Source organism: Streptomyces sp. NPDC044704, from assembly GCF_056433525.1.
Genome location: NZ_JBWKGY010000003.1, coordinates 180,410 through 206,773, shown reverse-complemented (window position 1 = coordinate 206,773; position 26,364 = coordinate 180,410). Strand labels below are relative to the sequence as shown.

Sequence of the window (26,364 nt, the reverse complement as noted above, 5' to 3'; positions counted from 1 at the left end):
AACCCCATGAACGGTCTTCCCGCCCGTCGTCTGCTCCTCGTGCACGCGCACCCGGACGACGAGTCCATCAACAATGGCGTCACCATGGCCAAGTACGCGGCCGAGGGCGCCCACGTCGCGTTGGTGACCTGCACGCTCGGCGAGGAGGGCGAGGTCATCCCGGCCGGACTGGCCCACCTGACGGCCGACCGCGACGACGCGCTGGGCCCCCACCGGATCGGCGAGCTCGCCGCCGCCATGAAGGAGCTCGGGGTCGCCGACCACCGCTTCCTCGGCGGCCCGGGCCGCTTCCGGGACTCCGGGATGATGGGCGCGCCCCAGAACGGCCGCCCCGGCGCCTTCTGGTCCGCCGACGTCGACGAGGCCGCCGGGTACCTCGTGGAGGTGATCCGGGAGCTGCGGCCGCAGGTCCTCGTCACCTACGACCCGGACGGCGGGTACGGCCACCCCGACCACATCCAGGCCCACCGCGTCGCCATGCGCGGCGCGGAACTCGCCGCCGACCCCGCGTACCGGCCGGAGCTCGGCGCCCCGCACGCCGTCGGCAAGGTCTACTGGAACCGGGTCCCGCGCTCGGTCGTCGACGAGGGCTTCGCCCGGCTCCGCGCGGCCGGTGACACGACCCCCTTCCCCGGGCTCGCGAGCCCCGGGGACGTTCCCGGAGTGGTCGCCGACGAGCTGATCACCGCCGAGATCGGCGACGAGGCCGGACAGGAGTTCGCCGCGGCCAAGGCGGCCGCCATGCGGGAGCACGTCACCCAGATCGCCGTGGACGGGCCCTTCTTCGCCCTCTCGAACGACCTGGCCCAGCCCCTGTTCGCCCGCGAGTACTACGAGTTGGCCGCCGGTGAGCCCGGCGCCCCGGCGGGCGTCCGCGAACGCGACCTCTTCGCGGGGGTGGACGCGTGAGCGCCGCCTGGACGCCCGGGCGGATCGCCGTCCTGCTCGGCCTGCTGGTCCTGGGCGCGGTCACCGGCGCGGCCGGCTGGCTCGTGGTGGACCTGTGGTTCCCCGGCGGGCTGCTGCTCGCGCTGCTGGCCCTCTTCGGGCTCTTCCTCGGCGGCCGGATCTCGACCGGCACCGGCATCGGAGTGGGTGCGGCGGCGGTCGGCTGGTTCCTCTCCTACGTGGTCCTCAGCCTGCCGAGGCCGGAGGGCGATTTCGTGCTCGGTTCCTCCGCAATCGGTACGTACGCATACCTTTTGGGTGGGAGTGCGATCGCTGTGATGTGCGCCACGATGCGACTGTCCGCGGACCGTCCCGTTTCGGCCGCGCGGCCGCGCGCTTGACAGGCCGTCGAACTCGGACGGACTCCGATCGGGGACGGCTTGCGCCGGTTTGACGGGCCCTCGGAAGGGGGCGTGCGGGAGCTCAAGAGGAACCATTGATTCCCGGTGGACAGTTGCGCCCGGGCGACGGCCAGTATGGTGGACGGGCCGCCGAGCTGCCCGCGCACGGTATGACGGGCGGCGGAGCCAACCGGGAGAACCTGCCTTGAGTCGTGAAACCGACAGTTCGTCCCCCGGGCCCCAAGGGCACGGTGGAGCCGTCTACCCCTCGGGTACGCCGCCGTACGGAACCGGCCATTACCCGTCCACGGACGCCGCGGCGACCGCCCCGGAGGAGAACCCTGTGACGTCGAACCCGTCCACGCCCGACACCGACGGGCCGAAGACCGAGACCACCCTGACGACCCGTATCCGGATCAACATTCCGGGTTCGCGGCCGATCCCGCCCGTGGTCGTGCGCAAGCCGGTGAAGGACACCGCCCAGCCCGCCGGGCCGGAGCCGACCGAGGCCGCGCCCGCGCCGGCCCCCGCACCGGTGCGGCCCGCGCCGCCCGTGCGCTCGGCCCTGCCCCCGGCGGCCCCGGCGGCGCCCGCACCGGCCCCGGCCGCGCCGGCCCCCGAGCCGGAGGAGGCGGCCAGCAACTGGTTCGCCCCGCGCAAGGCCACCCCGCCCCCCGCGGCGGGCGGCCCGCCGCCCGTGACGGGCGCGGGCTACGGCTCCGAGCCCGCCGGGCCGGGCGGCCCCGGCGCTCCGGGCGCTCCGGGTGCTCCGGGTGCTCCGGGCAGCGGCGGGGGCTTCGCGCCCCCGGCAGCCCCCGGCCGGCCGCAGCCCCCCGCCGCGCACGGCAGCGGCGCCGGCTTCGCGCCGCCCCCGCACGTGGGCGGCCCCGGCGTCGGCACCCCGCCGCAGGGCTACCCGGCGTACGACGCCGGGCCCGTCACCGAGGCGTTCCCCGCCTTCACGGAGCCCGCCGGGCCGACGGGCGGGCCCGCGATGGGGACCGTACCCGTACACGCCGACGAGGCGCCGCGCTGGCCGGGCCCCGAGGCCGCGCACGCTCCCGCCCCGGCGCCCGCCCCCGTCGCGCCGGCCCCCGGGCCGCAGCCGCCGAGGCAGCCCCTGCCGACGCCGCCCGGCCCGGCGGGCAAGCAGACCAAGGGGGCGGGGCCGGCCGCGAAGCCCGCCAAGCCCGCCAAGAAGGGCCGCTCCAAGCTGGTCCTCCTCGGCGGTGGCCTGGTCACGCTGGTCTGCGTGGCCTACGGCGCCGGGCTGCTGCTGAACCACTCCGACGTCCCCAAGGGCACCACCGTCCTCGGCGTCGACATCAGCGGCAGCCGCGACGAGGCCGTCAACAAGCTGGAGCAGGCCTTCGGCACCCGCGCCGCGGCCCCGCTCCAGCTCAGCGTCGGCGGCAAGCAGGTCGAGCTGAAGCCCGACAAGGCGGGCCTGACCCTCGACGCGCAGACCACCGTCCGCAACGCCGCGGGCAGCGACTACAACCCCGTCACCGTCATCGGCACCCTCTTCGGCGTCGAGCGCACGGCAGAGGCCGTCATGCCGGTCGACGAGGAGAAGCTGCGCGTCGCGCTCCAGGAGCTGGGCGGCAGCGCCGGCACCGCCACCGAGGCCACCATCAAGTTCGACACCGGCAAGCCCGTCGCGGTCCCCGGCAAGGCGGGCGAGGGCCTCGACGTCGACGGCTCGGTGGACCGGGTCAGGAAGGCCTTCGGCGAGCTCGTCGGCAGCGGCAAGGCCGCCCCCGTCGAACTTCCGGTCACCACCCGGGAGCCCACCGTCACCCAGGCCGAACTGGACCGGGCGATGAAGGAGTTCGCGGAGCCCGCCATGTCCGGCACCGTGACGGTCAAGGCGGGCGCCAAGTCCCTCCCCTTCGGCGCCAAGTCCCTGCCGAAGATCATCAGCATGACGGCCGTGGACGGACGCCTCGTCGAGAAGTACGACCTGGAGGCCCTCAAGGCCACCTACGGGAACACCTTCGACGGCGTCATGATCACCCGCGGCACCGGGGCGAAGACCGCCGTCACCCCGCAGGACGTCGCGGGAGCCCTCGGCAAGGCCCTGATCGGAAAGACCCCCGCCGAGCGGATCGTCGTCATCGACACCAACGCCGGCTGATCCGGGTCCGCCCTGCCCGAAGCCCCTCTCCCCGCCTGGGGAAAGGGGCTTCGGCGTACCCCGCCCGGTCCGGGCGCACCCCGCTCAGTTCAGCAGCGCGCGGGCGGAGACGGCCTCGCCGCGGATGCGGGACGCCGCTTCCTTGTCCACCGCGTCCATCACCTCGGCGTACGCCTCCAGTTCGGCCGCGCCCGCCGTGAAGGCGCCGCGCTCCACCAGCAGCCGCGCCCGCTCGTAGCGCAGCGCCGCCGGGTGCGAGGGCAGCAGCAGCGCCAGGTCCAGCGACCAGAGGGCCACCGCCGAGTGCTCCGGCCGGCCCGACGCCCAGGCCCGCACGTTGTTCAGGATCCGCAGCACGATGTCCAGGGTCCGGGCCGGCGTCCGCGGCCCCGAGGCCAGCTCCGCCGGACCCGCGCCGAGCGAGGCCCCGCCCGCGAACGGGTCCGCGACCACACCCTCCTCCGGATCCCCGAAACCCACCACGAAGTGCCCGGGCAGCCCCAGCCCGTACACGGGCGCGCCCGCCCGCCGCGCCACCTCCATCCAGACGACGGAGAGCAGGATCGGCAGCCCCCGGCGGCGCCGCAGCACCTCGTGGAGCAGCGAGGAGGTGAGGCGGTCGTAGTCCGCCGGGGTGCCGTGGAAGCCCAGCCGGCCCCCCAGCAGCTCCGTCAGGGCCGATGCCCAGGCCCGCCCGCCGCTCAGCCCGTACGGCAGCATCCCCGCGAGCCGGTCCAGCTCGATCTGCGCCCAGTCCATGGCGCGTTCGTCCAGGTCCGGGTCGGCCTCCGCGGCCAGCAGCAGGCACAGCTGCGCCAGGTCGGGCCGCTCCGCGCGGGCCTCCGCCGCGAACAGCTCCCGCGTCCGCGCGCTCACCGCGCCGCCCGGGCCCGGAAGTGGTGGTAGGCGTGGTGCGTCGCGAAGCCCATCCCGTCGTACAGGGCGCGGGCCCCGGGATTGTCGCTCTCCACCTGGAGCCAGGCCGCCGAGGCGCCCTCCTCCAGCGCCCGCCGGGCCAGGGCCGCCATGACCGCCGTCGCCAGGCCCCGCCGCCGGTGCTCCGGGGCGACCGTGACCGCGCCGAACCCGGCCCAGCGCCCGTCCACCACGCAGCGTCCGACCGCGCGGCCGTCGGCGAGGGAGGCGAACCACACCGAGGGGCCCTCCACGAGCATCCGCCGGGCCAGGTCCGGGTCCCGGACCTTCCCGTAGCGGCCGAGCCACGCCTCGTCCGGGGTGCGGGTCAGGCGTACGTCCGTCACGTCGGCGTCCAGGTCGGCGACCGGGGCCAGGCCCCCGACGCGGACCTCCGCCGAGACCTCGTTGACCCAGCCGCGCCGTTCCAGTTCCGCGCAGAGCAGCTCCTGCGTGCTGGCCGCGCCGGTCGCGGTCTGCACGTACGCCGGAAGGTCACGTTCCGCGTACCAGGAGGTCACCCGGGCGAGTGCTTCGTCCAGGGGTATGCCGGGATCGCCGAGCGGCAGTACCGAGTTGGCCCGGCGGGTGAAGCCCCCGGCGGCCCTCAGCGTCCACTCCCCGAGCGGTTCGCTCTCCAGCGGCACCCAGGCCCGCGCCGTGACCCTCGCCAGCTCCTGGAAGGAGGCCGCCGGACCCCTGCGGCGGGCCGGCGCGGGCGGCACCGTCTTGCCCGCGACCAGCAGGGATTCCGGGATGTGGACGGACACGCCGTCCTTGCGTGTGATCGTCAGCACACCCTGGTTCCAGGATGTGAGAACCCCGACGGCGTCCACGAAGGCGGGGGACCGCCCCGACTCCGCCTCCACCCGTCGTACAGAGACTCGTTTACCCACGTCAGCCGGGGTGATACGGATCTCCAGCAGCCCACCGGCAGTGATTTCCACAGCTCTGTCCGCCCCTCCTGTTCGGATCGTGCCCGGGAACGGAGATACTAGGTGCGGGCATCGACGACGCCGCGCTCCCGCGCGAATGGACAGCCCTACCGAGGAGGAACGAGAGCGTGACCTACGTCATCGCGGAGCCTTGTGTCGACGTCAAGGACAAGGCATGCATCGAAGAGTGCCCCGTCGACTGCATCTACGAGGGCCAGCGGTCCTTGTACATCCACCCGGACGAGTGCGTCGACTGCGGCGCGTGTGAGCCGGTCTGCCCGGTCGAGGCCATCTTCTACGAGGACGACACCCCGGAGGAGTGGAAGGACTACTACAAGGCGAACGTCGAGTTCTTCGACGAGCTCGGTTCGCCCGGTGGTGCCTCCAAGCTGGGCCTGATCGAGCGCGACCACCCCTTCGTCGCGGCGCTGCCGGCGGACATCAACCCGCAGCACTGACCGTTCACGGCAGACGCTCCTCGGTCCCGTACGGCACTCCTGCCGCGCGGGACCGAGCCGTTTACCCACCCGAACCGAGCGCGTACCCAGAGAGAGCAGAGACCACCGTGGCCGCAGTATCCGACCGTCTTCCCGTCTTTCCCTGGGACAAGCTGGAGCCGTACAAGAAGACGGCCGCGGCCCACCCGGACGGCATCGTCGACCTGTCGGTCGGCACGCCCGTCGACCCGGTCCCGGAGCTGATCCAGCGCGCCCTGGTCGCCGCCGCCGACTCCCCGGGCTACCCGACGGTGTGGGGGACGCCCGCCCTGCGCGACGCGATCACCGGCTGGCTGCGCGGCCGGCTCGGAGCGAGCGCCGCCGGACACCGCAACGTCCTGCCGGTCGTCGGCTCCAAGGAACTCGTGGCCTGGCTGCCGACCCAGCTGGGCCTGGGCGCCGGCGACAAGGTCGCCTACCCCCGCCTCGCCTACCCGACGTACGAGGTCGGCGCCCGCCTGTGCGGCGCCGAGCCGGTCGTCTACGACGACCCCACCGACCTCGACCCGGCCGGCGTGAAGCTCCTGTGGCTCAACTCCCCGTCCAACCCCACCGGCAGGGTCCTGCCCAAGGAGGACCTGGTCCGGATCGTGGCCTGGGCGCGCGAGCACGGCATCCTGCTCTTCAGCGACGAGTGCTACCTGGAACTGGGCTGGGAGGCGGAGCCCGTCTCCGTCCTCCACGACGAGGTCTGCGGCGGCTCCTACGAGGGCATCGTCGCCGTCCACTCCCTCTCCAAGCGGTCCAACCTGGCCGGCTACCGGGCCGCGTTCATCGCCGGTGACGCCGACGTGCTCGGCGAGCTGCTCCAGATCCGCAAGCACGGCGGCATGATGACCTCCGCCCCCGTCCAGGCGGCCACCGTCGTGGCCCTGGGCGACGACGCCCACGTCGCCGAGCAGCGCGGCCGCTACGCCGCCCGCCGCGAGGCGCTCCGCGCGGCCCTGGAGGCGCACGGCTTCCGCGTCGAGCACAGCGAGGCCAGCCTGTACCTGTGGGTGACCCGCGACGAGCCCTGCTGGGACACCGTCGCCCGCCTCGCGGAGCTCGGCATCCTCGTCGCGCCCGGCGACTTCTACGGCGAGGCCGGCGCCGAGTTCGTCCGCGTCGCCTTCACGGCCACCGACGAGCGGGTCGCGGCCGCCGTCAAGCGCCTGGGCTGAGCCCGGGGCCCGGGCCCTCCCTGACCCCGAACGGCCCGAGGGGCCGGGAGCGTGCGCTCCCGGCCCCTCGGCGTTCCCGCGGCGGTGTCAGCCGCCCAGCACGGGCAGCGTGCCCACCGGCAGGGTGTTCACGGGCAGCCCGCCGAGCGTCTTGGTCGCCGTGCCGGCCAGTTCGCCGGCGGGACCGGCGGCCGGAACGGCACCGGTGACGGTGCCCGCGGCGTCCGTGGCCGCGGCCGTGGCGTCCGCGGAGTCCGGCGCCGTGAGCGCGCCCAGCTGCGGCACGGACTCCAGGCCCGCGGCGCTGGCCGCGCCGGCCGCACCGACCACGGGCGCGGTACCGGCGGCCAGGAGCAGCGCGGCACGGGCGATCCGACGGGTCAGGGGGAGGGACATGTTGCTCCTAAGCGGTAGCGGCTGAGTACGCCGTGTACAACCGCTCCCGGGGTGGATCAAGTTGCGGATGCCCCGGGTAAAGGATCGGTAATGCGTCGGCTTATCGGCTTCGGCGACAAGCGCATGAGATACCCGTACGCCCTCACGGAACCCGCTCCGACCAGCGGATCCGCGACCCCCCGCCGACCGGCCGCAGCCGGCGCGCGCCCCTCCCCCTGCGGGTGACGGTTCGTACGCCTGCCCGCCCGTCCCGGATCCGCGGCTACCTGGGGCGGGTCAGGAAGATCCGTACGTCCTCCGGGCCCGCGGCGCGCGGATCACCGGCGGCGGAGGGGACGCCCGGGACCCACGCGCCCCGGTGCTCGCCCGCGATCCACGCCATCCCGTCGTAGGAGACCCGCTGTATCCCGAGCTCCGAGGCGTGCGCGACGGCCCAGTGCGCCAGCTCCCACCCGCGCCGCTGCTCCTTCACCCGCAGGGCCACCTCGGCCGCGTCCCGGGGCGCCGCATTGCCGCGCGGGGCACCGGCCTTCGGCAGCACGGCCGGCCCGAAGTCCCGGCTCAGCCCCTCCCGCACCCGGGCCGGATCGCCCTCGGGACCGTCCTTCGGGCCGGCGCACTCCAGGACGGAGCGGGCCCGCCCGGTGAAGGCCGCCGTCAGCAGCACCGCGTCCGGCTCGTGCTTCGCGTAGGCGTCCGGGAAACCGCTGCGCTGCACCTTCTGCGCGGCGACCGTCAGCGGCATCCCCGCGTACCCGGGAACGTCCTCCAGCCGGTCGTAGAAGATCCCGGCCGAGTACACCGGGTCCATGATCTGTTCCGGGGTTCCCCAGCCCTGCGAGGGGCGTTGCTGGAACAGACCCAGCGAATCCCGGTCGCCGTGGTCCAGGTTGCGCAGCGCCGACTCCTGCATGGCCGTGGCCACCGCGATCGTCACCGCCCGCTCCGGCATCCCCTTCGTCGTCCCCACCGCCGCTATGGTCGCCGCGTAGCGGGCCTGTTCCGGGCTCAGGGAGAACGAACGCCCCCCGCCCCCGCCGGCTTCCGCCGCGCGCACCGTGCAGTGCGGGGCGCCGGCCCCGCCGATGGACTCGTTCTGGACGACGCCGTACCCGATCAGGCCGAGCAGCGCGAGCAGCGCCGCGGCCAGGCGTATCGGGCGTCGGCGGCGTCGGGGACGGGAGCGATCGGTCTCGGACACGCGGCTACCGTACTTGAGGCAGATGACGCGTCCACCGGCCGGACGCACCCGGTACCGGCGCATCCCGGGGCGTTAGGGTCGGGTCCATGTCCGAATCCGAGCTGGACCTCACCCTGGACGCTGCCGAGCTGACCGCCCGGCTCGTCGACATCCCTTCCGTGAGCGGCGACGAGAAGGTCCTCGCCGACCTCGTGGAAAACGCGCTGCGCGGCCTCCCGCACCTCACCGTCGACCGCCACGGCAACAACGTCGTCGCCCGCACGAACCTCGGCCGCGCCGAGCGCGTCGTACTCGCCGGCCACCTCGACACCGTGCCGATCGCCGACAACGTGCCCTCCCGCCTGGACGAGAACGACGTCCTGTGGGGCTGCGGCACGACGGACATGAAGTCCGGGGTCGCCGTGCAGCTGCGCATCGCCGCGACCGTCCCCGAGCCGAACCGCGACCTCACCTTCGTCTTCTACGACCAGGAAGAGGTCGCCGCCGACCTCAACGGCCTCGGCAAGGTCGCCGAGGCCCACCCCGACTGGCTCACCGGCGACTTCGCCGTCCTGCTGGAACCCTCCAACGCCGAGGTCGAGGGCGGCTGCCAGGGCACCCTGCGGGTCCTGCTCCGCACGGCCGGCGAGCGCGCGCACTCCGCGCGCAGCTGGATGGGCTCCAACGCCATCCACGGCGCCGCCCCGATCCTGGCGAAGCTGGCCGCCTACGAGGCCCGCAAGCCGGTCATCGACGGCCTGGAGTACCACGAGGGCCTCAACGCGGTCGCCATCCAGGGCGGCGTCGCCAACAACGTCATCCCGGACGCGTGCACGGTCACCGTGAACTTCCGCTACGCCCCCGACCGCACCGTCGAGGACGCCGTCGCCCACGTGCGGGAGGTGTTCGCGGACTGCGGGATCTCCGAGTTCGTGGTCGACGACTTCTCCGGCGGCGCCCTGCCCGGCCTCTCCCACCCCGCCGCCGCGGCCTTCATGGAAGCCGTCGGGGGCCGCGCCATGCCGAAGTTCGGCTGGACGGACGTGGCCCGCTTCAGCGCCCTCGGCGTCCCGGCGGTCAACTACGGCCCGGGAGACGCCCTGCTGGCCCACAAGGTCGACGAGCGCGTCGAGACGAAGGCGATCCTCCACTGCGAGGAACGACTCCGCGCCTGGCTGACCTCGTAAATTCCCCTTCTGGCCACCTTTGTGCGCCTAACCTGATCCAACGATCAGCAGGAGGGAGCACATCATGGGCAACCCCGAAGGTTCGTCTCGTCGTCGGCCCGAGGAGCAGCAGCTCGGGCCGGTGCTGCGCAGGCGGAGCCAGGTGCAGGCGGGCAGTACGACGGACCAGCGGCTGCTGGACTCGGCCGGGCCCTCCGAGTGGGTGCACACCGATCCCTGGCGGGTCCTGCGCATCCAGTCGGAGTTCATCGAGGGCTTCGGCACGCTCGCCGAGCTGCCGCCCGCGATCAGCGTGTTCGGCTCGGCCCGCACCCCGGTCGACTCGCCGGAGTACGACGCCGGCGTACGGATCGGGCGGGCCCTCGTCGACGCGGGCTTCGCCGTCATCACCGGCGGCGGCCCGGGCGCGATGGAGGCGGCCAACAAGGGCGCCCGCGAGGGCGGCGGCATCTCCGTCGGCCTCGGCATCGAACTGCCCTTCGAGCAGGGGCTCAACGAGCACGTCGACCTCGGGCTGAACTTCCGGTACTTCTTCGTCCGCAAGACGATGTTCGTGAAGTACAGCCAGGGCTTCGTGGTCCTGCCGGGCGGCCTCGGCACGCTCGACGAGATGTTCGAGGCGCTGACCCTGGTGCAGACCCAGAAGATCACCCGCTTCCCGATCGTGCTCTTCGGCACGGAGTACTGGGGCGGCCTGATCGACTGGCTGCGCAACACGGTGATCGCCCAGGGCAAGGCTTCGGAGAAGGACCTCTACCTCTTCCACGTCACGGACGACGTGGACGAGGCGATCGCCCTGGTGACGAAGGAAGTCGGCAAGTAGGACCCGCTCCCCCCGGCGGCCGGCCGCCGGGGGAAGGCCGGCTCAGGCCAGGCCGCGGCGGGCGACCGCCGGCGGGCGGTGCCCCTGGATCGACGCCACCATGTCGAGGACCTGCTTCGTCTCCGCGACCTCGTGGACCCGGTAGACCTGGGCGCCCAGCCACGCCGAGACGGCGGTGGTCGCCAGGGTGCCCAGCAGGCGCTCCTTGACCGGCTTGTCGAGGGTCTCGCCGACGAAGTCCTTGTTGGACAGGGACACCAGCACCGGCCAGCCCGTATCGGTCATCTCCGAGAGCCGGCGGGTGGCCTCCAGCGAGTGGCGGGTGTTCTTCCCGAAGTCGTGCCCCGGGTCGATCATGATCGACTCCCGGGGGACGCCGAGGGCCGCAGCCCGCTCAGCCAGCCCGACCGTGACGCGCAGGACGTCCTCCATCACGTCCCCGTACACGGTCCGGTGCGGCCGGGTCCGCGGCTCGACCCCGCCCGCGTGGGTGCAGACCAGACCGGCGCCGTAGCGCGCGGCGACCTCCGCGAGCTTGGGGTCCACCCCGCCCCACGCGTCGTTCAGCACGTCCGCCCCGGCCTCGCACACCGCCTCGCCGACCTCGTGCCGCCAGGTGTCGACGCTGATCACCACGTCCGGGTGGCGGCGCCGCACCTCCGCCACGAAACCGACCGTGCGCCGGGCCTCCTCGGCGGCGTCCACGTGCTCCCCGGGACCCGCCTTCACCCCGCCGACGTCGATGATGGCCGCGCCCTCGGCGACCGCCCGCTCGACCCGGTCCAGCGCGGGCTCGTCGCGGAACGTCGCGCCCTGGTCGTAGAAGGAGTCGGGAGTCCGGTTCACGATGGCCATGATCACCGGCTCGTGGGTGTCGAACTCGCGCCTGCCCAGTCGCAGCATCCTGCTCTTTCCTCCTTCGGCGACCCTCTCGCCTCGTCTGCGACCTTAACCTGGTGGCCGGAGTCTCTCAGGGGAGTTGATCGTGTTCTGGTTCTTGCTGATCGCGCTGGTCGTGGTCGTGGCCGCGGTCACCCTCGCGGTGGTCGGCGGAGGTTCGGAGGCCGTCCTGCCCGAGGCCGAGCCGGACCGGGTGACCGACGGGCTCCCGGAGAGCCGTCCCGTGGTGCGGGCGGACATCGACGCCCTGCGGCTGCCCGTCGCACCGCGCGGCTACCGGATGGCCGAGGTGGACGACGTACTGGACCGCCTGGCGGCCGAGCTGGCGGAACGGGACGCGCGGATCGCGGAGCTCTCGGCCGCCGCGGCCGGCGCCGCCGGTGCGGGGCGCCCCCCGGAGGCGGCCCCGGCCCCCGCGATCGACCTGACCAAGGACACCCCGTGAGCGGCGGGCCCGTCGCCGGCCCGGACGGCCGCCCGCGCTGCCCGTGGGGCCTGTCCACCGAGGACTACGTCACCTACCACGACACCGAGTGGGGCCGGCCGGTCCACGGCGACGACGCCCTGTACGAGCGGCTGTGCCTGGAGGCCTTCCAGTCGGGCCTGTCGTGGCTGACGATCCTGCGCCGCCGCGAGGGCTTCCGTACCGCCTTCGCGGGATTCGCGATCGCCGAGGTCGCCCGCTTCGGCGAGGCCGACGTACTGCGGCTGATGGCGGACGAGGGGATCATCCGCAACCGGGCCAAGATCGAGGCCACCCTCGCCAACGCGAAGGAGCTCGCGGGCTGGAAGCCGGGCGAGCTGGACGCGCTGATCTGGTCCCACGCCCCGGGAGAGCCCGGCCCGGCGCCGGAGGACGTGGCCGACGTGCCGGCGGTCACCCCGGAGTCCACGGCCCTGGCCAAGGCCCTGAAGAAGGCCGGGATCCGCTTCGTCGGCCCCACGACCGCCTACGCCCTGATGCAGGCCTGCGGCCTGGTCAACGACCACCTGGCGGGCTGCGTCTCCCGCGAGGCCTGAGCCCCGCGGGAGGCGGCCGCCCCGCCGGGCGGCCCCGCCGTCAGCGGCCCAGGTACTTCGGGGGCTGCTTGGCGAGGAAGGCCTGGACGGCGATGGCGTGGTCCTCGGAGGCACCCGCGCGGGCCTGCAGCGCCTCCTCGCGCTCCAGGGCCTCGGGGAGCGAGGCGCAGGCCCCGTAGGCCAGGGACTCCTTCAGCGCCGCGTAGGCCACCGTGGGGCCCTGCGCGAGGGTGCGGGCCAGCGACTCGGCCTCCGCGTGCAGGGACTCCGCGGGCACCAGACGGTTCGCGATGCCCAGCTCGTACGCCTCGCGGGCCTTGACCGAGCGCGGGAAGAGCAGGAGGTCGGAGGCGCGCGAGGCACCGATCAGGCGGGGCAGGGTCCAGGAGACGCCCGAGTCCGCGGTCAGCGCCACCCCCGCGAAGGAGGTGTTGAAGGAGGCGTCCTCCGAGACGATCCGGTAGTCCGCCGCCAGGGCGAAACCGAAGCCCGCGCCGGCCGCGACGCCGTTGACTCCGGCCACCACGGGCTTGGGCATCTCGGTCAGGGCCCGGACGATCGGGTTGTAGTGCTCGGAGACGGTGTCCATCGTCAGGGACGAGCCGTTCTCGCGGTCCGCCGCCAGGTTCCCGATGTGTTCCTTGAGGTCCTGGCCCACGCAGAACGCCCGGGTGCCCGCCGCGGTGAGCAGCACGGCCCGCACCCCGGTGTCCGCGGCCGCCGCCAGGGCCGCGTCGCGCAGGGCGACCTTGGCCTCCGTGTTCATGGCGTTCATCGCGTCGGGCCGGTTGATCGTGATGGTCGCGAGTCCGTCGGATACTTCGTAGAGCACGCTGTCGGCCATGGCGGGGGTCCCCCTTCGTCGCGGGCTTGGCTACCGGCCGGTACCGGCCGGTGCAAGGGTCAGCATGGCGGACGCCGCCACCACCGGTCATGTGATGTGCGTCAAACACGGCGGAGGCGGTCTCCCGGTCGCAGCGGCGAAGTATCGCAGGCGGATCCCCGAAATGAGTGGTTTTGGCCGAGCGCGTTGCGCAAGCGTTCCCATCCGATGTTGGTCATCGGGTCCTGACATGCGGGATAATGGCCGGGAAGCAATGTGTTCGATGCCGGGTACTAGGCGCCTGAACGGGGCCGTCGGCTGACGATGAGCTGGTTTCAGGAAGGGGAACGAGCATGGCGGCCATGAAGCCGCGGACGGGCGACGGCCCGCTCGAGGTCACCAAGGAGGGGCGGGGCATCGTCATGCGCGTACCGCTCGAGGGCGGCGGTCGGCTCGTCGTCGAGCTGACTCCGGACGAAGCGGACGCCCTGGGTGACGCCCTGAAGAAGGTCGTCGGCTGAAGCAGCGGCACCATCTGATCATCTCTGCACCGCCCCGGCCGCTCCTCGCGTCCGGGGCGGTGTTGCGTCCGCACCCGGACGGGGCCGTCGCCGGCCCCCGCCGCGTCCCGACGGGCTCCGCTCGCTCCTCAGCGACGGACCGCGCACAGCAGCCCGTCACCCACCGGGAGCAGCGCGGCCTCCAGAGCCGGGCTCTCGCGGACGGTGCGCAGCAGCTCGCGGACCCGGATCACCTCGATGGCGACGGCCGTGGAGTCGACCGTACGGCCGTCGGAGAACACTCCCTCGAAGCACACCAGGCCCCCGGGCCGCAGCAGGCGCAACGATTCGGCGAGGTAGTCGAGGGACTCGGCGGGGTCGCCGTCGCAGAAGACGAGGTCGTACCCGCCGTCCGCGAGGCGGGGCAGCACGTCGAGCGCGCGGCCCGGGATGAAGCGCGCCCGGTTGCCGGCGAAGCCCGCGGCGCGGAAGGCCTGGCGGGCGAAGGCCTGCCGGTCGGGCTCGGGATCCACGGTGGTCAGGACCCCGTCCGGGCGCATTCCGTGGAGCAGGTGGATGCCGGAGACACCGGTGCCGGTGCCGATCTCGGCGACCGCCTTGGCGTCCGCGGTGGCGGCGAGCAGGCGCAGCGCGGCCCCGGTGCCGGGGGAGACGGAGCGCAGGCCCGCTTCCCTGGACCGGTCGCGGGCCCATCGCAGAGCGTCGTCCTCGGCGACAAACGCGTCGGCGAACGCCCAGCTCGTCTGCCGGTTGCCGCTAATGACCCTCTCCTGTCCCCATAGTTGGCGCAACGGTGACTGTATCCGCTGACGTCGGGAACCCGCAGATGGGACCGGGCGTTGGGAGGGGTAGACGCGGGATAGAGGGGACGGCAGCGGGCAGATCGGCGGCCGGGGACCCAAGGCCCGTGCAAAGTTAGCGTAAAAACGTTTATCCGGAGCTGACGGGAGGGGTGGCTATGGTAGGGGCTCCACTGGACACCACCAGAGCCGACAGGGGAGGTGCGGCTGCGCCTGTGGATCGTGGGGGCGTCCTCAGACGCTTCTTCTGGTCGGCGGGTGAGCCGAAATCCGTGACCGACATTGCTGACCGCTTCCACACCGCCGACACCGCAACCACCGCGACCTTTGCCGCCGATGCGGGCTCCCAGGCGTGGACCCCTCCCACGTGGGAGGAGATCGTCAGCACGCACAGTGCGCGGGTCTACCGCCTCGCCTACCGTCTGACGGGCAACCAGCACGACGCCGAGGACCTGACCCAGGAAGTGTTCGTCCGGGTCTTCCGCTCGCTGTCCACGTACACCCCGGGCACCTTCGAGGGCTGGCTGCACCGCATCACCACCAACCTCTTCCTGGACATGGTGCGCCGCAAGCAGCGGATCCGCTTCGACGCGCTCGCCGACGACGCCGCCGAGCGGCTGCCGAGCCGTGAGCCGTCCCCCCAGCAGGTGCTCCACGACACCCACTTCGACGCGGACGTGCAGCAGGCGCTGGACACCCTCGCGCCGGAGTTCCGTGCCGCCGTGGTGCTGTGCGACATCGAGGGCCTGTCCTACGAGGAGATCGCCGCCACCCTCGGCGTGAAGCTCGGCACCGTCCGCAGCCGGATCCACCGCGGCCGTTCGCACCTGCGCAAGGCGCTCAAGCACCGGTCCCCCGAAGCCCGCGCCGAACAGCGTGCGCTGGCCGGGGTGGCGGTGGGCGCCCCGGGCGCCGGGGGAGAGGGCGGACCCGAGTGAGCGGAGCCAGTCCGTCCCCTGCCGAACAGCACCTGGGTGACCGGCTCGCCGCCCTGGTGGACGGGGAGCTGAACCACGACGCGCGCGAGCGGGTCCTGGCCCACCTGGCGACCTGCGCCAAGTGCAAGGCCGAGGCCGATGCCCAGCGCCGCCTGAAGACCATGTTCGTGGAGAGTGCGCCGCCGCCGCTGTCCGCCGGGCTGCTGGCCCGGCTCCAGGGGCTGCCCGGAGGCGCTTCCGAGGGCCCGTCAGGTCCGCCGGGATCGTCGGGACCGCCCGGCGCCTCCCGTGGGCCGGGTCTCGCTCCCGCGCCCGGCGCCGAGCCCTTCGGGGGTTTCGCGTACGCGGCCCCGGCCGCTGCGCGCGAGGGCTTCCGGATCCACGAGATGGGGCGGCCCAGACGCCGCCTCGCGTTCGTCGCGGCGGGAGCCGTGTCGCTGGCCGCGATCGCGCTCGGCGGCTCGCTGCCGCTGGAAGCGGTCGAGCCGAACGCCCGCGGTGAGGCGCCGGCCTCCCGGCCCGGCCCCTCGGTGCCGCTGACGGCCGTCGTCCGCGACCGGCTGCCCACCCCCGCGGGCGTACCCGGCCTGGGCCCGTCCGGTCAGCTGCCCCTGGCCGCCACCTCGGCCCCGGCGTCCGCCCAGCCGGTCTCCCTCACCCGCTGAGGCCCGCGAAGGCCCGGGAGGCCCCCGGGAGGCCCGGCGGATCGGGCCGGGGCCCGGGCCCCCGGCGGGCCCGGGCACCTGGTTGAATCTGCGGCAGATGCGCCGCCGTGCGGTGCGACAGGCCCGCGGGGAGCGTCCATGTCCGACAGCCAGCAGTCCGCCAGCCCGTCCGACGGCCGGCCGTCCGACGGTCAGGAGCCTGGCGGCCGGCCTTCCGACGGCCGCAAGGCCGTCCCCGCTCCGATGTGGTGGAGCCGGCCCGGGAGCCGGGCGGATGCGTCCGGCTCCGCCGTGGACGCCTCCCCGCAGCCGGAGCCCGGCGCGGACTCCCGGGACGCCGCCACCCTTGCCAAGGCCACTCCGCCCGGGCCGGCCCCCTCCGGGACCGGCCCGGACACGGGTACCCCTTCCGACGCCCCGACCACGGGTACCCCTTCCGGGACCGGCCCGGGCACGGGTACCCCTTCCGACGCCCCGGAGACGGAAAGCCCCTCCGCCGCCCTGGACGCGGACGCCCGGTCCGGAGCCGCCCCGCAGGGGGAACACCCTGCCGGGGCGCACCCGGGCGCGGGCGCGGACACGCGTGCGGCGGATCCCTTCGACTTCCCCGACACCGTCCCCGGCCCGCGCTACGACCCCTGGGCCGACCGCCCGCTCCACGTGGCGGACCACGGCCAGGCCCCCCGACCGCCCCGGCTCTGGCAGCTGGCCGCCTTCGGCGCCGTGATCGCCCTCCTCGCGGGCGGCGTGGGCGGCTACCTCGGGATCATCGCGGAGCGCCGCGCCGCCACCCGTCTGGAACTGCCGCAGGCGGCCGCCGAGAACAAGGGGCGGGCCCCGGACAGCGTCGCCGGGATCGCCGCGACCGCCCTGCCCGGAGTGGTCACCCTGCACGTCAACGGCGGCGGGGGCGGCGGCACGGGTACGGGCTTCGTCCTCGACGACCAGGGCCACATCCTGACCAACAACCACGTCGTCGCGGGCGCCAAGGACATAACGGTCACCTTCAGCACCGGCGAGAGCGTGCCCGCCACCCTGGTCGGCCGCGACGGGGGCTACGACCTGGCCGTCGTCAAGGTCACCGGCGTACGGGGCCTGCGGCCGCTTGCCCTCGGGAACTCGGAGAACGTCAAGGTCGGGGACCCGGTCGTGGCCATCGGCGCCCCCTTCGACCTGTCCAACACGGTCACCGCGGGCATCATCAGCGCCACCGGCCGCCCCATCACGGCGGGCGGCGACAAGGGCGACGGCAGCGACATCAGCTACGTGGACGCCCTCCAGACCGACGCCCCCATCAACCCGGGGAACTCCGGCGGCCCGCTCCTGGACTCACGCGCCCACGTCATCGGCATCAACAGCGCCATCCGCGGCGCCGACCAGGGCGACGACGAGGAGGACGGCGCCCGCCAGAGCGGCAGCATCGGCCTGGGTTTCGCCATCCCGGTGAACCAGGGCAAGCGGGTGGCCGAGGAACTGATCCGCACCGGCCGCGCCACCCACCCCGTCATCGGCGTCACCCTGGACATGCAGTTCAAGGGCGACGGGGCCCGCGTCGGCACCAAGGGCGAGGACGGCAAGCCCCCGGTGGTCGCCGACGGGCCCGGCGCCCGCGCCGGCATCCGCCCCGGCGACGTGATCACGAAGGTCGACGGGGTCCGCGTACACGGCGGCGACGAGCTCATCATCAAGATCCGGGCCCACCGTCCCGGAGATCCGCTGCGCCTGACCGTGCTCCGCGACGGCAAGGAGCGCACGCTGGACGTGGTGCTCGGTTCCGCGAACGGTTCCTGACGCGAATGCGGAGTGACGGCGGGGTGAATCCGGGAAAGGGGCGGCACTGGCGTAGGGGACCGCGGACATCGCCGGGTACCGTTGTCCAGGCCCGAAGTGGAGAGAGCCGAGGAGCGGCAAGGTGTTCAACGACATAGGCGCACTCGAGCTGGTCGCGATCGTGGTGCTCGCCATTCTCATCTTCGGCCCGGACAAACTGCCGAAGGTGATCCAGGACGTTTCCGGCGTGATCCGCAAGATCCGGTCGTTCTCCGACAGCGCCAAGCAGGACATCCGCTCCGAACTCGGCCCGGAATTCAAGGACTTCGAGTTCGAGGACCTGAATCCGAAGACCTTCATCCGCAAGCAGCTCACGGAGAACGAGGACCTCAAGGAGATCCGCACCAGCTTCGATCTCCGCAAGGAACTCGACGACGTCACGGACGCCGTGAACGGCAAGGAGACCGCCGCCGCCGAAGCGGCCGCCACGCCCGCCGCCGGCACCGGTCCCGACCTGCTGAAGAAGGCCCCCGCCCCGGCCCCGGAGCCCCGTACGCCCTTCGACGCCGACGCCACCTGAGCCGCGGCCTGCCCGGGGATCGGGGGTCGGATGGCTATCCTCCATCTGTCCGGACCGAAGACGCCCGAGGGAGGGGGTCCCCCCAGCGAAGCGAGGGGGAGGGCCGTTCCGGACCCCACGGAACGAGAGGCCGCCCAGATGGAGACGACGCGCAGTAGTAGCCGGGTGGGCGCACAGCCCGCCGAAATCCCTGCCGCCGCACCCCCGCAGACCGAGCACACCGCCCCGGCGCCCCAGGAGACGCCCCCCGGGCAGCCCCAGGAGGCCACCGCGCCCGTCCCGGCGGCCCGCCGGACGGCCGAGGGGTACCTGAGGGCCGACTTCCCCTGGTACGGGCTGGACGGGGCCTTCACCGGCCCCCGCTGGCTCATGCAGGTCGGCACCGGCGCCGACGGCACCGTGGAGCACGGCTCCACCGGCCACGGCGACGAGCCCTCCGCCCGGGGCGAGATCGCCACCGGCGAGAAGGAACGCTTCGCGGTGGTGATCACCGTGGCCAGCAACCCGCTGCGCCGCAGCGGCGACGGCACCGGCACCCTGGAGGCCACCTCGGTCTCCTCGGCGGCCTGGCTGGCCGGCTCCGGGCTCCTCGCCTACAGCTGGCCCGGGCAGATGGACCACTCCCTGCGCAGCGACTGGCTGGACCAGCAGACCGAGGCCGCCTGGGAACTCGCCGACGACCTCGGCGGCGAGGACTGGTCCACGCTGTCCCTGCCGGTCGACGGGGAGCCGACGCCCTTCCACTACCGCGAGTCCGAGTTCGGCTGGGTCCTCGCCGGGTCCACCCCCGCGGGCGTCCACCTGGGCGCCTACGGCCGGGGCATGAGCGCCTACGGGCTCGGCTTCTCCGTCATCGGGGACCTCGCGTCCTACGAGTAGCCGCGCGGCGGGGCCGCAACGCGAAGGAGGGGGTCACCGCCGGCCGGCGGTGACCCCCTCCTTCGCGTACGTGCCCCGGTCCCGGGGCCCGGCGCTAGAACTTGTTGCGCGGGGTGATGCCCAGCGACATGCCCGACAGGCCGCGGGCGCGGCCGCCCAGCTTGCCCGCGATCGCGCGCAGGGCCGCACCGGCCGGGGAGTCCGGGTCGGACAGGACCACGGGCTTGCCGTCGTCGCCGCCCTCGCGCAGCCGCACGTCGATGGGGATCGAGCCGAGCACCGGCACCGACGCGCCGACCGTCTTCGTCAGCCCGTCGGCGACCTTCTGGCCACCGCCCGAGCCGAAGACGTCGACCATCTCGTCGCAGTGCGGGCACGGCAGGCCCGACATGTTCTCGACCACGCCGACGATCTTCTGGTGGGTCTGCACGGCGATCGAGCCGGCCCGCTCGGCGACCTCGGCCGCCGCCTGCTGCGGGGTGGTCACCACGAGGATCTCGGCGTTCGGCACCAGCTGCGCCACCGAGATCGCGATGTCACCGGTGCCCGGCGGCAGGTCCAGCAGCAGCACGTCCAGGTCGCCCCAGAACACGTCCGCGAGGAACTGCTGGAGCGCGCGGTGCAGCATCGGACCGCGCCACACGACCGGCGCGTTGCCCGGGGTGAACATGCCGATGGAGATGACCTTCACGCCGTGCGAGGACGGCGGCATGATCATGTTCTCGACCTGGGTCGGACGGCCCTCGACGCCGAGCATGCGCGGCACGCTGTGGCCGTAGATGTCCGCGTCGACCACGCCGACCTTCAGGCCGTCGGCCGCCATCGCCGCGGCCAGGTTGACCGTCACCGACGACTTGCCGACACCGCCCTTGCCGGACGCGACCGCGTACACGCGGGTCAGCGAGCCGGGCTTCGCGAAGGGCACCTCGCGCTCGGCCGTGCCGCCGCGCAGGGTGGCCGCCAGGTCCTTGCGCTGCTCGTCGCTCATCACGTCGAGGGAGACCGCGACGGAGGTGACGCCCGCGACCTTCTCGACGGCCTCGGTGACGTTCTTGGTGATGGTCTCGCGCATGGGACAGCCCGACACCGTCAGGTACACCGTGACGGCCACCGCGCCGCCGTCGCCGATCTCCACCGATTTGACCATGCCGAGCTCGGTGATCGGCCGGTGGATCTCGGGGTCGTTCACCGTCGCCAGCGCGTCCAGGATCGCGTCCTGCTCAGGCACGGCGGCGGAGCTTGTGTCGGTAGCCATGCCCCGATGGTACGGCTCGGTAGCACGGCTCAGGAAAGCTCCTCAGCGGTCGCCTTCATCACGTTCCGGCGGGAATAGCCGCCGCTCGTCCATCTCCTTGATCAGATCCTGGAACTCGGACCTGATCCAGTCGCGCGTGGCGACCTCGCCCAGGCCCATCCGCAGCGCGGCGATCTCCCGGGTCAGGTACTCGGTGTCCGCGATGGACCGCTCGTTCTGCTTGCGGTCCTGCTCCAGGTTGACCCGGTCCCGGTCGTCCTGCCGGTTCTGCGCGAGCAGGATCAGCGGGGCGGCGTACGAGGCCTGGAGCGACAGCATCAGCGTCAGGAAGATGAACGGGTACTGGTCGAAGCGCAGGTGGTCCGGGGCGAAGATGTTCCACAGCACCCACACCACGATGACCAGCGTCATCCAGACGATGAACCGGCCCGTGCCGAGGAACCGCGCCACCTTCTCCGACAGCCGCCCGAACGCCTCCGGGTCGTACTCGGGCAGCAGCCGCCGGCGCGCCGGGCGCGGCACGTCCAGCCGGACGCGGGAACGCGACAGGGCGCTCGCCCCGGACGGCGCGGTGCTCTTCGCCCGCTCGGCGGAACGTTCCGGCCGCTCGTGCCGCAGCCGCTCCGCCGCCTCCTCCAGCCGGTCGGACAGCCCCTCCCGGGCATGCTCGCGCCGCTCCCGGCGCCGTTCGCGCGCCGCTTCGCCGCGTCCCCGCTCAGTGGCCACGCACGGCCTCCTCGGAATGGAAGTCCGTCTCGCGCCAGTCGTCGGGCAGCAGGTGGTCCAGTACGTCGTCGACCGTGACCGCGCCCAGCAGCGAACCGCTCTCGTCGACCACCGGCACCGCCACCATGTTGTACGCGGCGAGGTAGCTCGTCACCACCGGCAGCGACGCGTCCGGCCGCAGCGGCGGCAGGTCGGTGTCCACGATCGAACTGACCAGGGTGAACGGCGGATCCCGCAGCAGCCGTTGGAAGTGCACCGTCCCCAGGTACTTGCCCGTCGGGGTCTCGTCCGGCGGCCGGCACACGTACACCTGCGCCGCCAGCGCCGGCGACAGGTCCGACTGCCGTACGCGGGCCAGCGCGTCCGCGACCGTCGCGTCCGGCCGCAGCACGATCGGCTCGGTCGTCATCAGACCGCCCGCCGTGCGCTCCTCGTAGGACAGCAGGCGCCGCACGTCCGCCGCGTCGTCCGGCTGCATCAGGGTCAGCAGCCGCTCCTTGTCGTCCTCCGGCAGCTCGGACAGCAGGTCGGCCGCGTCGTCGGGGTCCATCGCCTCCAGGACGTCCGCCGCGCGCTCCTCCTTCAGCTTGCCGAGGATCTCCACCTGGTCGTCCTCGGGGAGCTCCTCCAGGACGTCCGCGAGCCGGTCGTCGTCCAGGGCGTTGGCCACCTCGGCGCGCCGCTTCGGCGTCAGGTGGTGCAGGACGTTCGCCAGGTCCGCCGGACGCATCTGCTCGAAGGTCGCCACCAGGCTCTCGGCGCCCTGCCCGTGCTCCTCCAGCGAGAAGCCGGTCACCGCGGACCACTCGACCGTCAGGGTCTCGCCGCGCCGGCGCAGCGCGCCCGCCTTGCCCTTGCGGACGAAGATCCGGTCGATCTCCCAGTCCCGGCGGGCCGGCAGCTGCTGGATGGCCACGTCCAGGACGGTGACCTCCTCGCCGGTCGCCCCGAGCGTCACGCGCCGGTCCAGCAGCTCGCCGAGGATCAGCCGCTCGGTCGGGCGCTGCTCGAAGCGCCGCATGTTGACGACGCCGGTGGTGATGACCTGTCCCGATTCCACGCCCGTCACCCGGGTCATCGGCACGAAGATCCGGCGGCGGCTGACCACCTCGACGACCAGACCCAGCAGCCGGGGCGGCCGGCCGCCCACGCGCAGCATCGCGACCAGGTCGCGGACCCGGCCGACCTGATCGCCGTTGGGATCGAAGACGGGCACACCCGACAGATGCGAGACGAAGATCCGCGGGGCGCCTGCAGCCATCCGAGCGCCTCCTAGAGCGTCAATCGACAGTCCTGCCGTGCCTCAGGCTAGCCCGTGCCGCGCGCAACCGTCCTGGTGGGGCCGTCCGCCCGGGGGTCCGGAGGGAGCCGGGCCACGTGCGGGTACGCTGCCTGCTGCCCGCAGCCGCACGAAGAGAGGCACCCGACCGTGACCGCCTACCCCTCCGCCGCACGGCTGCGCCGGGCGGCCTTCATCGGCGCCCTGTGCACGGGCCTCGCCGTCACCGGTACGGGCTGCGGCGAGAAGAAGGACCCCGACAAGGGGACGAACGGGATCGGCAAGCTCACCGCCGAGAAGATCGAGGCGCAGGCGAAGGCGGCCGCCACCGCGGCCGAATCGGTCCACCTGTCCGGGACCCTGGTCACCGGCGGCAAGACGTACGCCCTCGACATGCGGCTGAAGTCCGACGGCGGAACCGGCGAGGTCAAGTCGCAGGAGGACACCTTCCAGCTGCTGCGGGTCGGCGAGCAGCTCTACCTGAAGGCGAGCGCCGCCTTCTGGGGGAAGTCGGACTCGGCCGGCAAGCTCGGCGACAAGTACGTGAAGGTGCCCGAGAACGACCCCTCCTACAAGCAGTTCCGCGGGTTCACCGACATGGACGTCCTGCTCGACGGACTGCTCGGCCTCGACGGCAAGCTCACCAAGGGCCCCTACGGCACCGTCGGCCAGACCCGCGCGGTCCCGGTCCTGGCGGAGGGCGGCAAGGGCGGCCGGCTCTCGGTCTCCCTGACGGGAACCCCGTACCCGCTGCTGATGGAGCGCGCGGGCGGCGCGGGCCGGGTGGAGCTCGCCGAGTGGGGCCAGGCCTTCCCGCTGGACCCGCCCCAGGAGGACCAGACCGTGGAACTCCCCACGGCCAAGGACGGCCAGGGCGCGGGCGGCCAGGGCACCGGCAGCCAGGACACCGGCACCTCCCCGGCCCCGTCCAAGAGCCAGGGCTCCGGCCAGGGCTCGGGCACCACGGGCTGACGGGCGCGCCGAAGAAACGGCCTAGCGCCCGCTCTTCTTCTTCCGCTTCAGCAGCAGCTTCGGCAGCCCCGCGGGAATCGCCCGGCGGGTCGTCGCCGGGGACTGGAGCGGAACCGCGGCCAGCGAGCCCTCCGGCAGCCGCGCCGACACCGCGACCGGCTCCAGACGCAGCAGCCGGCACTCCCGCGCCCAGCGCTCCGTCATGTGCTCCGAGTCGGGCGCGTTCAACCGCTTGCCCTTGAGCTCGGCCACCGCCGCCTCCCACGCCTCACCGTGCGGCTCCAGCTCCCGCACGGCCGCCGTCCAGGCGACGAGACGGCCGCCCTTGTCCTTGCTGCGCACGGTCACCTCGGCGGAGGAACCGTCGGCGAGCCCCGGGAACGGCTGCTCGCCGGGCCCGTCCCCGAGGACGTGCGCGGCGCCGTCCACCCAGGCGTGCCACAGGGCCCGGTCGGCGCCGGCGCCACGGACCCAGATCAGGCCGGACTTCTTGGAGGCCTCCTCGACGAGGGCGAGGTCGAGCGCGCTGAGAGTCATGCGCACAGGGTAGGCCGTCGGCTCCGCCCGGCTACAGCCAGCCGTGGCGCCGCAGCGCGCGGTGGATGGTGAAGCAGATCCCGACGATCGAGGCCATCACCATCGGGTAGCCGTACTTCCACTGGAGCTCGGGCATGTGCTCGAAGTTCATCCCGTACACCCCGCAGATCATCGTCGGCACCGCGATGATCGCCGCCCAGGAGGTGATCTTGCGCATGTCCTCGTTCTGGGCGACGGTCGCCTGCGCGAGGTTGGCCTGGAGGATCGAGTTCAGCAGCTCGTCGAAGCCCACGACCTGCTCGTGCACCCGCGCCAGGTGGTCGGCGACGTCACGGAAGTACTTCTGGACGGCCGGGTCCACCAGCCGCATCGGGCGCTCGCTCAGCAGTTCCATCGGCCGCAGCAGCGGCGCCACCGCCCGCTTGAACTCCAGCACCTCGCGCTTGAGCTGGTAGATCCGGCCCGCGTCACCGCCCCGGCTCACACCCTTGGCGGGCGCGGCGAACACCTCGCTCTCCACCTCGTCGATGTCGTCCTGCACGGCCGCGGCGACCGCGATGTACCCGTCGACCACGTGGTCGGCGATCGAGTGCAGCACCGCCGAGGGGCCGCGCGAGAGCAGGTCCGGGTCGTCCTGGAGGCGGTGGCGCAGGCCCTTCAGGGAGCCCTGGCCGCCGTGCCGGACGGTGATGACGAAGTCCGGGCCGGTGAAGCACATCACCTCGCCGGTCTCCACCACCTCGCTGGTCGCGGTGAGTTCGGCGTGGTCGACGTAGTGGATGGTCTTGAAGACGGTGAAGAGGGTGTCGTCGTAGCGCTCCAGCTTCGGCCGCTGGTGCGCGTGCACCGCGTCCTCCACGGCGAGCGGGTGCAGACCGAAGGTGGCGGCGATCCCCGCGAACTCGGCCTCGGTCGGCTCGTGGAGGCCGATCCAGGCGAAACCGCCGTCCTCACGGACCCGGCGGATCGCCTCGCGCGGCGTCAGACACGCCGCCCCGGGCCCGCGCAGGTCGCGCCGGCCGTCGCGGTACACGGCGCAGTCGACCACCGCACTGCTGGCGGAGGGGTCGCGGGTGGCGTCGTAGCCGGGCTGTACGGGGGTGGACTTGCGCAGTGCCGGACGGACGGCGGCACGGAGGTAGGGCAGCATCGACATGGCAGGCTCCTTCGCGCGCACGGCTGCGGACCGTACGGGTGGGAGGCCTTCCGCGGCCACGGGCGGGCAGACCCGGGCGGTTCGGAAGGAAGCAGGACGGGAGGACAAAGTTCTGCCGTCGCTCTTCTACTGATCAGAAGATCACAGCGGGCGGGAAGCGTCCGCCGGACAAGTGGAAGAGCGATTGGTACTGCACGATCGACTTCGATCCACCGCAGCCCCACCTCCTCCGGCCGGTCCCCCGTAGGGGACGTCCTCTCACCGCTGGGAGGGGCCCTGCTGCGCGCGGCCCCGACCAGCTGTCCACACTAACAGCCGACGGATGGTCAGGACCCGCCCTTTACCCGCGCGATACGAGTTCTATGCTCGCTCCATGGCAGAAATTCTGGCCCTCGTGGAAGCCCGGCTCCGCAGCACGTTCGGCGAACCCGACGCCCGCGCCGCCGTCACCTTCCTGGGCACCGACCGCATCGAGGTCCTCCGCTTCGCCGAGGGAGACCTCCTGCGGTACGCGACCCTCGGCATGTCCGCGCACCCCATGGCCGATCCGACCGACGTCGTCGCCGACCCGGTCCGCGGCCCGCGCGCCGAGCTGGTCCTGACCGTACGGGCCGGGCTCGCCCCGACCGACAAACTGCTGCGCCCGCTCGCGGTGCTGGCCGCCTCCCCGATGGTCGAGGGGCTGATCGTGGCCCCCGGCGCCTCCCTCGACGTCGGCGAACCGCTCTGGGACGGGGCCCCGTTCACCTCCGTGCTCGTCGCCGAGCCGGGCGGCCTCGTCGGGGACCTCGACCTGGACGACCCCATGGACCCGGTCCGCTTCCTCCCCCTCCTGCCGATGACGGCGAACGAGGCCGCCTGGAAGCGCGTCCACGGCGCCGCCGCCCTCCAGGAACGCTGGCTCGCGCGCGGCACCGATCTGCGGGACCCTCTGCGTACGGCCGTCGCACTGGACTGAGCGCCCGCGCCCGCGGGTACGGATGACATCCGGACGGGTGATCGTGCCTTGACGGGGCGCCGG

At 73.3% G+C, this 26,364-nt stretch carries 29 protein-coding genes; 17 read left to right on the top strand and 12 right to left on the bottom strand.

Going from position 1 to position 26,364, the window contains the following annotated elements; translation table 11 throughout:
* Positions 1 to 6: 6 nt before the first annotated feature.
* From mshB to AC07B0_RS08415, 3 genes are all read left to right on the top strand, one after another.
* On the top strand, positions 7 to 909 hold the full coding sequence (gene mshB / locus AC07B0_RS08425; RefSeq protein ID WP_478897351.1) for an N-acetyl-1-D-myo-inositol-2-amino-2-deoxy-alpha-D-glucopyranoside deacetylase: 903 nt from the start codon (positions 7 to 9) through the stop codon (positions 907 to 909).
* Entirely contained in the window at positions 906 to 1,289 is a 384-nt protein-coding gene (locus AC07B0_RS08420) for a DUF6113 family protein (RefSeq protein ID WP_356872477.1), read from the top strand. Before mshB ends, AC07B0_RS08420 begins: the two co-directional genes overlap by 4 nt.
* A gap of 205 nt (positions 1,290 to 1,494) precedes the next feature.
* On the top strand, positions 1,495 to 3,426 hold the full coding sequence (locus tag AC07B0_RS08415; protein WP_478897349.1) for a peptidoglycan binding domain-containing protein: 1,932 nt from the start codon (positions 1,495 to 1,497) through the stop codon (positions 3,424 to 3,426).
* An 84-nt stretch (positions 3,427 to 3,510) separates the two neighbouring features.
* On the opposite strand, the gene AC07B0_RS08410 is transcribed toward AC07B0_RS08415, so the two are convergent.
* Complete coding sequence (locus AC07B0_RS08410; protein ID WP_356874653.1) at positions 3,511 to 4,302, bottom strand: transglutaminase-like domain-containing protein; 792 nt, start codon at positions 4,300 to 4,302, stop codon at positions 3,511 to 3,513.
* Complete coding sequence (locus AC07B0_RS08405; RefSeq protein ID WP_478897347.1) at positions 4,299 to 5,288, bottom strand: GNAT family N-acetyltransferase; 990 nt, start codon at positions 5,286 to 5,288, stop codon at positions 4,299 to 4,301. The genes AC07B0_RS08410 and AC07B0_RS08405 overlap by 4 nt, the downstream gene beginning before the upstream one ends.
* A gap of 116 nt (positions 5,289 to 5,404) precedes the next feature.
* On the opposite strand from AC07B0_RS08405, the gene fdxA reads away from it, so the two are divergent.
* Entirely contained in the window at positions 5,405 to 5,734 is a 330-nt protein-coding gene (gene fdxA, locus AC07B0_RS08400) for a ferredoxin (protein WP_281211214.1), read from the top strand.
* A 107-nt stretch (positions 5,735 to 5,841) separates the two neighbouring features.
* The gene (gene dapC, locus AC07B0_RS08395) at positions 5,842 to 6,936 is read left to right on the top strand and encodes a succinyldiaminopimelate transaminase (protein WP_478863355.1); all 1,095 of its coding nucleotides are present in this window, start codon (positions 5,842 to 5,844) and stop codon (positions 6,934 to 6,936) included.
* Between the two features lie 87 nt (positions 6,937 to 7,023).
* On the opposite strand, the gene AC07B0_RS08390 is transcribed toward dapC, so the two are convergent.
* Together AC07B0_RS08390 and AC07B0_RS08385 are read right to left on the bottom strand one after the other, a co-directional pair.
* Positions 7,024 to 7,332, bottom strand: coding sequence for an ATP-binding protein (locus AC07B0_RS08390; protein WP_356874647.1), 309 nt, complete (start codon positions 7,330 to 7,332; stop codon positions 7,024 to 7,026).
* A 262-nt stretch (positions 7,333 to 7,594) separates the two neighbouring features.
* On the bottom strand, positions 7,595 to 8,533 hold the full coding sequence (locus AC07B0_RS08385) for a hypothetical protein (protein WP_478897345.1): 939 nt from the start codon (positions 8,531 to 8,533) through the stop codon (positions 7,595 to 7,597).
* Positions 8,534 to 8,619: 86 nt separating this feature from the next.
* Between AC07B0_RS08385 and dapE the strand changes: the two genes are divergently transcribed.
* Entirely contained in the window at positions 8,620 to 9,699 is a 1,080-nt protein-coding gene (gene dapE / locus AC07B0_RS08380; RefSeq protein ID WP_356874643.1) for a succinyl-diaminopimelate desuccinylase, read from the top strand.
* 64 nt (positions 9,700 to 9,763) lie between these two features.
* The gene (locus AC07B0_RS08375) at positions 9,764 to 10,522 is read left to right on the top strand and encodes an LOG family protein (RefSeq protein ID WP_356874641.1); all 759 of its coding nucleotides are present in this window, start codon (positions 9,764 to 9,766) and stop codon (positions 10,520 to 10,522) included.
* A 42-nt stretch (positions 10,523 to 10,564) separates the two neighbouring features.
* Here the strand turns inward: AC07B0_RS08375 and folP are convergent, their stop codons facing one another.
* Positions 10,565 to 11,425, bottom strand: a complete 861-nt coding sequence (folP, locus tag AC07B0_RS08370; RefSeq protein ID WP_356874639.1) for a dihydropteroate synthase — start codon at positions 11,423 to 11,425, stop codon at positions 10,565 to 10,567.
* A 76-nt stretch (positions 11,426 to 11,501) separates the two neighbouring features.
* On the opposite strand from folP, the gene AC07B0_RS08365 reads away from it, so the two are divergent.
* Together AC07B0_RS08365 and AC07B0_RS08360 are read left to right on the top strand one after the other, a co-directional pair.
* Positions 11,502 to 11,867 carry a DivIVA domain-containing protein gene (locus AC07B0_RS08365; RefSeq protein WP_469376702.1) on the top strand — a complete coding sequence of 122 codons (366 nt, stop codon included), beginning with the start codon at positions 11,502 to 11,504 and terminating at the stop codon, positions 11,865 to 11,867.
* Positions 11,864 to 12,442 (top strand): DNA-3-methyladenine glycosylase I, encoded by a 579-nt coding sequence (locus tag AC07B0_RS08360; protein WP_469376704.1) that lies wholly within the window; start codon positions 11,864 to 11,866, stop codon positions 12,440 to 12,442. Before AC07B0_RS08365 ends, AC07B0_RS08360 begins: the two co-directional genes overlap by 4 nt.
* A gap of 40 nt (positions 12,443 to 12,482) precedes the next feature.
* Here AC07B0_RS08360 and chcB read toward each other — a convergent pair whose 3' ends face one another.
* Positions 12,483 to 13,286: a 2-cyclohexenylcarbonyl CoA isomerase gene (chcB, locus tag AC07B0_RS08355; protein WP_356874633.1), complete on the bottom strand. Its 804-nt coding sequence runs from the start codon at positions 13,284 to 13,286 to the stop codon at positions 12,483 to 12,485.
* A 332-nt stretch (positions 13,287 to 13,618) separates the two neighbouring features.
* On the opposite strand from chcB, the gene AC07B0_RS08350 reads away from it, so the two are divergent.
* Positions 13,619 to 13,786 carry a DUF3117 domain-containing protein gene (locus tag AC07B0_RS08350; RefSeq protein ID WP_003966491.1) on the top strand — a complete coding sequence of 56 codons (168 nt, stop codon included), beginning with the start codon at positions 13,619 to 13,621 and terminating at the stop codon, positions 13,784 to 13,786.
* Positions 13,787 to 13,914: 128 nt separating this feature from the next.
* Here AC07B0_RS08350 and AC07B0_RS08345 read toward each other — a convergent pair whose 3' ends face one another.
* Entirely contained in the window at positions 13,915 to 14,577 is a 663-nt protein-coding gene (locus AC07B0_RS08345) for an O-methyltransferase (RefSeq protein ID WP_356874631.1), read from the bottom strand.
* Positions 14,578 to 14,744: 167 nt separating this feature from the next.
* On the opposite strand from AC07B0_RS08345, the gene sigE reads away from it, so the two are divergent.
* From sigE to AC07B0_RS08320, 5 genes are all read left to right on the top strand, one after another.
* Positions 14,745 to 15,524, top strand: a complete 780-nt coding sequence (sigE, locus tag AC07B0_RS08340; protein ID WP_356874629.1) for an RNA polymerase sigma factor SigE — start codon at positions 14,745 to 14,747, stop codon at positions 15,522 to 15,524.
* The gene (locus AC07B0_RS08335) at positions 15,521 to 16,189 is read left to right on the top strand and encodes a zf-HC2 domain-containing protein (protein ID WP_469376708.1); all 669 of its coding nucleotides are present in this window, start codon (positions 15,521 to 15,523) and stop codon (positions 16,187 to 16,189) included. Before sigE ends, AC07B0_RS08335 begins: the two co-directional genes overlap by 4 nt.
* Positions 16,190 to 16,327: 138 nt before the next feature.
* Positions 16,328 to 17,980 (top strand): S1C family serine protease, encoded by a 1,653-nt coding sequence (locus tag AC07B0_RS08330; RefSeq protein ID WP_478897342.1) that lies wholly within the window; start codon positions 16,328 to 16,330, stop codon positions 17,978 to 17,980.
* A 121-nt stretch (positions 17,981 to 18,101) separates the two neighbouring features.
* On the top strand, positions 18,102 to 18,539 hold the full coding sequence (locus tag AC07B0_RS08325) for a sec-independent translocase (protein ID WP_356874625.1): 438 nt from the start codon (positions 18,102 to 18,104) through the stop codon (positions 18,537 to 18,539).
* A 138-nt stretch (positions 18,540 to 18,677) separates the two neighbouring features.
* Positions 18,678 to 19,418: a hypothetical protein gene (locus tag AC07B0_RS08320; protein WP_356874623.1), complete on the top strand. Its 741-nt coding sequence runs from the start codon at positions 18,678 to 18,680 to the stop codon at positions 19,416 to 19,418.
* Between the two features lie 94 nt (positions 19,419 to 19,512).
* Here the strand turns inward: AC07B0_RS08320 and AC07B0_RS08315 are convergent, their stop codons facing one another.
* From AC07B0_RS08315 to AC07B0_RS08305, 3 genes are all read right to left on the bottom strand, one after another.
* Complete coding sequence (locus AC07B0_RS08315; protein WP_356874621.1) at positions 19,513 to 20,673, bottom strand: Mrp/NBP35 family ATP-binding protein; 1,161 nt, start codon at positions 20,671 to 20,673, stop codon at positions 19,513 to 19,515.
* A gap of 42 nt (positions 20,674 to 20,715) precedes the next feature.
* Positions 20,716 to 21,222 carry a DUF1003 domain-containing protein gene (locus AC07B0_RS08310; RefSeq protein WP_469376937.1) on the bottom strand — a complete coding sequence of 169 codons (507 nt, stop codon included), beginning with the start codon at positions 21,220 to 21,222 and terminating at the stop codon, positions 20,716 to 20,718.
* Positions 21,223 to 21,388: 166 nt separating this feature from the next.
* A complete protein-coding gene (locus AC07B0_RS08305) occupies positions 21,389 to 22,660 on the bottom strand; it encodes a magnesium transporter MgtE N-terminal domain-containing protein (RefSeq protein WP_356874619.1) in 1,272 nt (423 codons plus the stop codon).
* A gap of 168 nt (positions 22,661 to 22,828) precedes the next feature.
* Here AC07B0_RS08305 and AC07B0_RS08300 point away from each other — a divergent pair, with 168 nt between their 5' ends.
* On the top strand, positions 22,829 to 23,650 hold the full coding sequence (locus AC07B0_RS08300) for a hypothetical protein (protein WP_469376712.1): 822 nt from the start codon (positions 22,829 to 22,831) through the stop codon (positions 23,648 to 23,650).
* A 21-nt stretch (positions 23,651 to 23,671) separates the two neighbouring features.
* On the opposite strand, the gene AC07B0_RS08295 is transcribed toward AC07B0_RS08300, so the two are convergent.
* Positions 23,672 to 24,187, bottom strand: a complete 516-nt coding sequence (locus tag AC07B0_RS08295) for a hypothetical protein (RefSeq protein ID WP_356874615.1) — start codon at positions 24,185 to 24,187, stop codon at positions 23,672 to 23,674.
* A 31-nt stretch (positions 24,188 to 24,218) separates the two neighbouring features.
* Positions 24,219 to 25,343, bottom strand: a complete 1,125-nt coding sequence (locus AC07B0_RS08290) for a magnesium and cobalt transport protein CorA (protein ID WP_356874613.1) — start codon at positions 25,341 to 25,343, stop codon at positions 24,219 to 24,221.
* Positions 25,344 to 25,716: 373 nt separating this feature from the next.
* On the opposite strand from AC07B0_RS08290, the gene AC07B0_RS08285 reads away from it, so the two are divergent.
* A complete protein-coding gene (locus tag AC07B0_RS08285) occupies positions 25,717 to 26,301 on the top strand; it encodes a suppressor of fused domain protein (protein ID WP_356874611.1) in 585 nt (194 codons plus the stop codon).
* Positions 26,302 to 26,364: the final 63 nt, after the last annotated feature.

Bases quoted from the DNA above. Each gene is read 5' to 3' on its own strand.
- mshB (WP_478897351.1), top strand. From the start codon at position 7: ATGAACGGTCTTCCCGCCCGTCGTCTGCTCCTCGTGCACGCGCACCCG.
- AC07B0_RS08390 (WP_356874647.1), bottom strand. From the start codon at position 7,332: ATGTCCCTCCCCCTGACCCGTCGGATCGCCCGTGCCGCGCTGCTCCTG.
- dapE (WP_356874643.1), top strand. From the start codon at position 8,620: ATGTCCGAATCCGAGCTGGACCTCACCCTGGACGCTGCCGAGCTGACC.
- AC07B0_RS08375 (WP_356874641.1), top strand. From the start codon at position 9,764: ATGGGCAACCCCGAAGGTTCGTCTCGTCGTCGGCCCGAGGAGCAGCAG.
- folP (WP_356874639.1), bottom strand. From the start codon at position 11,425: ATGCTGCGACTGGGCAGGCGCGAGTTCGACACCCACGAGCCGGTGATC.
- chcB (WP_356874633.1), bottom strand. From the start codon at position 13,286: ATGGCCGACAGCGTGCTCTACGAAGTATCCGACGGACTCGCGACCATC.
- AC07B0_RS08350 (WP_003966491.1), top strand. From the start codon at position 13,619: ATGGCGGCCATGAAGCCGCGGACGGGCGACGGCCCGCTCGAGGTCACC.
- sigE (WP_356874629.1), top strand. From the start codon at position 14,745: ATGGTAGGGGCTCCACTGGACACCACCAGAGCCGACAGGGGAGGTGCG.
- AC07B0_RS08330 (WP_478897342.1), top strand. From the start codon at position 16,328: ATGTCCGACAGCCAGCAGTCCGCCAGCCCGTCCGACGGCCGGCCGTCC.
- AC07B0_RS08320 (WP_356874623.1), top strand. From the start codon at position 18,678: ATGGAGACGACGCGCAGTAGTAGCCGGGTGGGCGCACAGCCCGCCGAA.
- AC07B0_RS08315 (WP_356874621.1), bottom strand. From the start codon at position 20,673: ATGGCTACCGACACAAGCTCCGCCGCCGTGCCTGAGCAGGACGCGATC.
- AC07B0_RS08305 (WP_356874619.1), bottom strand. From the start codon at position 22,660: ATGGCTGCAGGCGCCCCGCGGATCTTCGTCTCGCATCTGTCGGGTGTG.
- AC07B0_RS08295 (WP_356874615.1), bottom strand. From the start codon at position 24,187: ATGACTCTCAGCGCGCTCGACCTCGCCCTCGTCGAGGAGGCCTCCAAG.
- AC07B0_RS08290 (WP_356874613.1), bottom strand. From the start codon at position 25,343: ATGTCGATGCTGCCCTACCTCCGTGCCGCCGTCCGTCCGGCACTGCGC.
- AC07B0_RS08285 (WP_356874611.1), top strand. From the start codon at position 25,717: ATGGCAGAAATTCTGGCCCTCGTGGAAGCCCGGCTCCGCAGCACGTTC.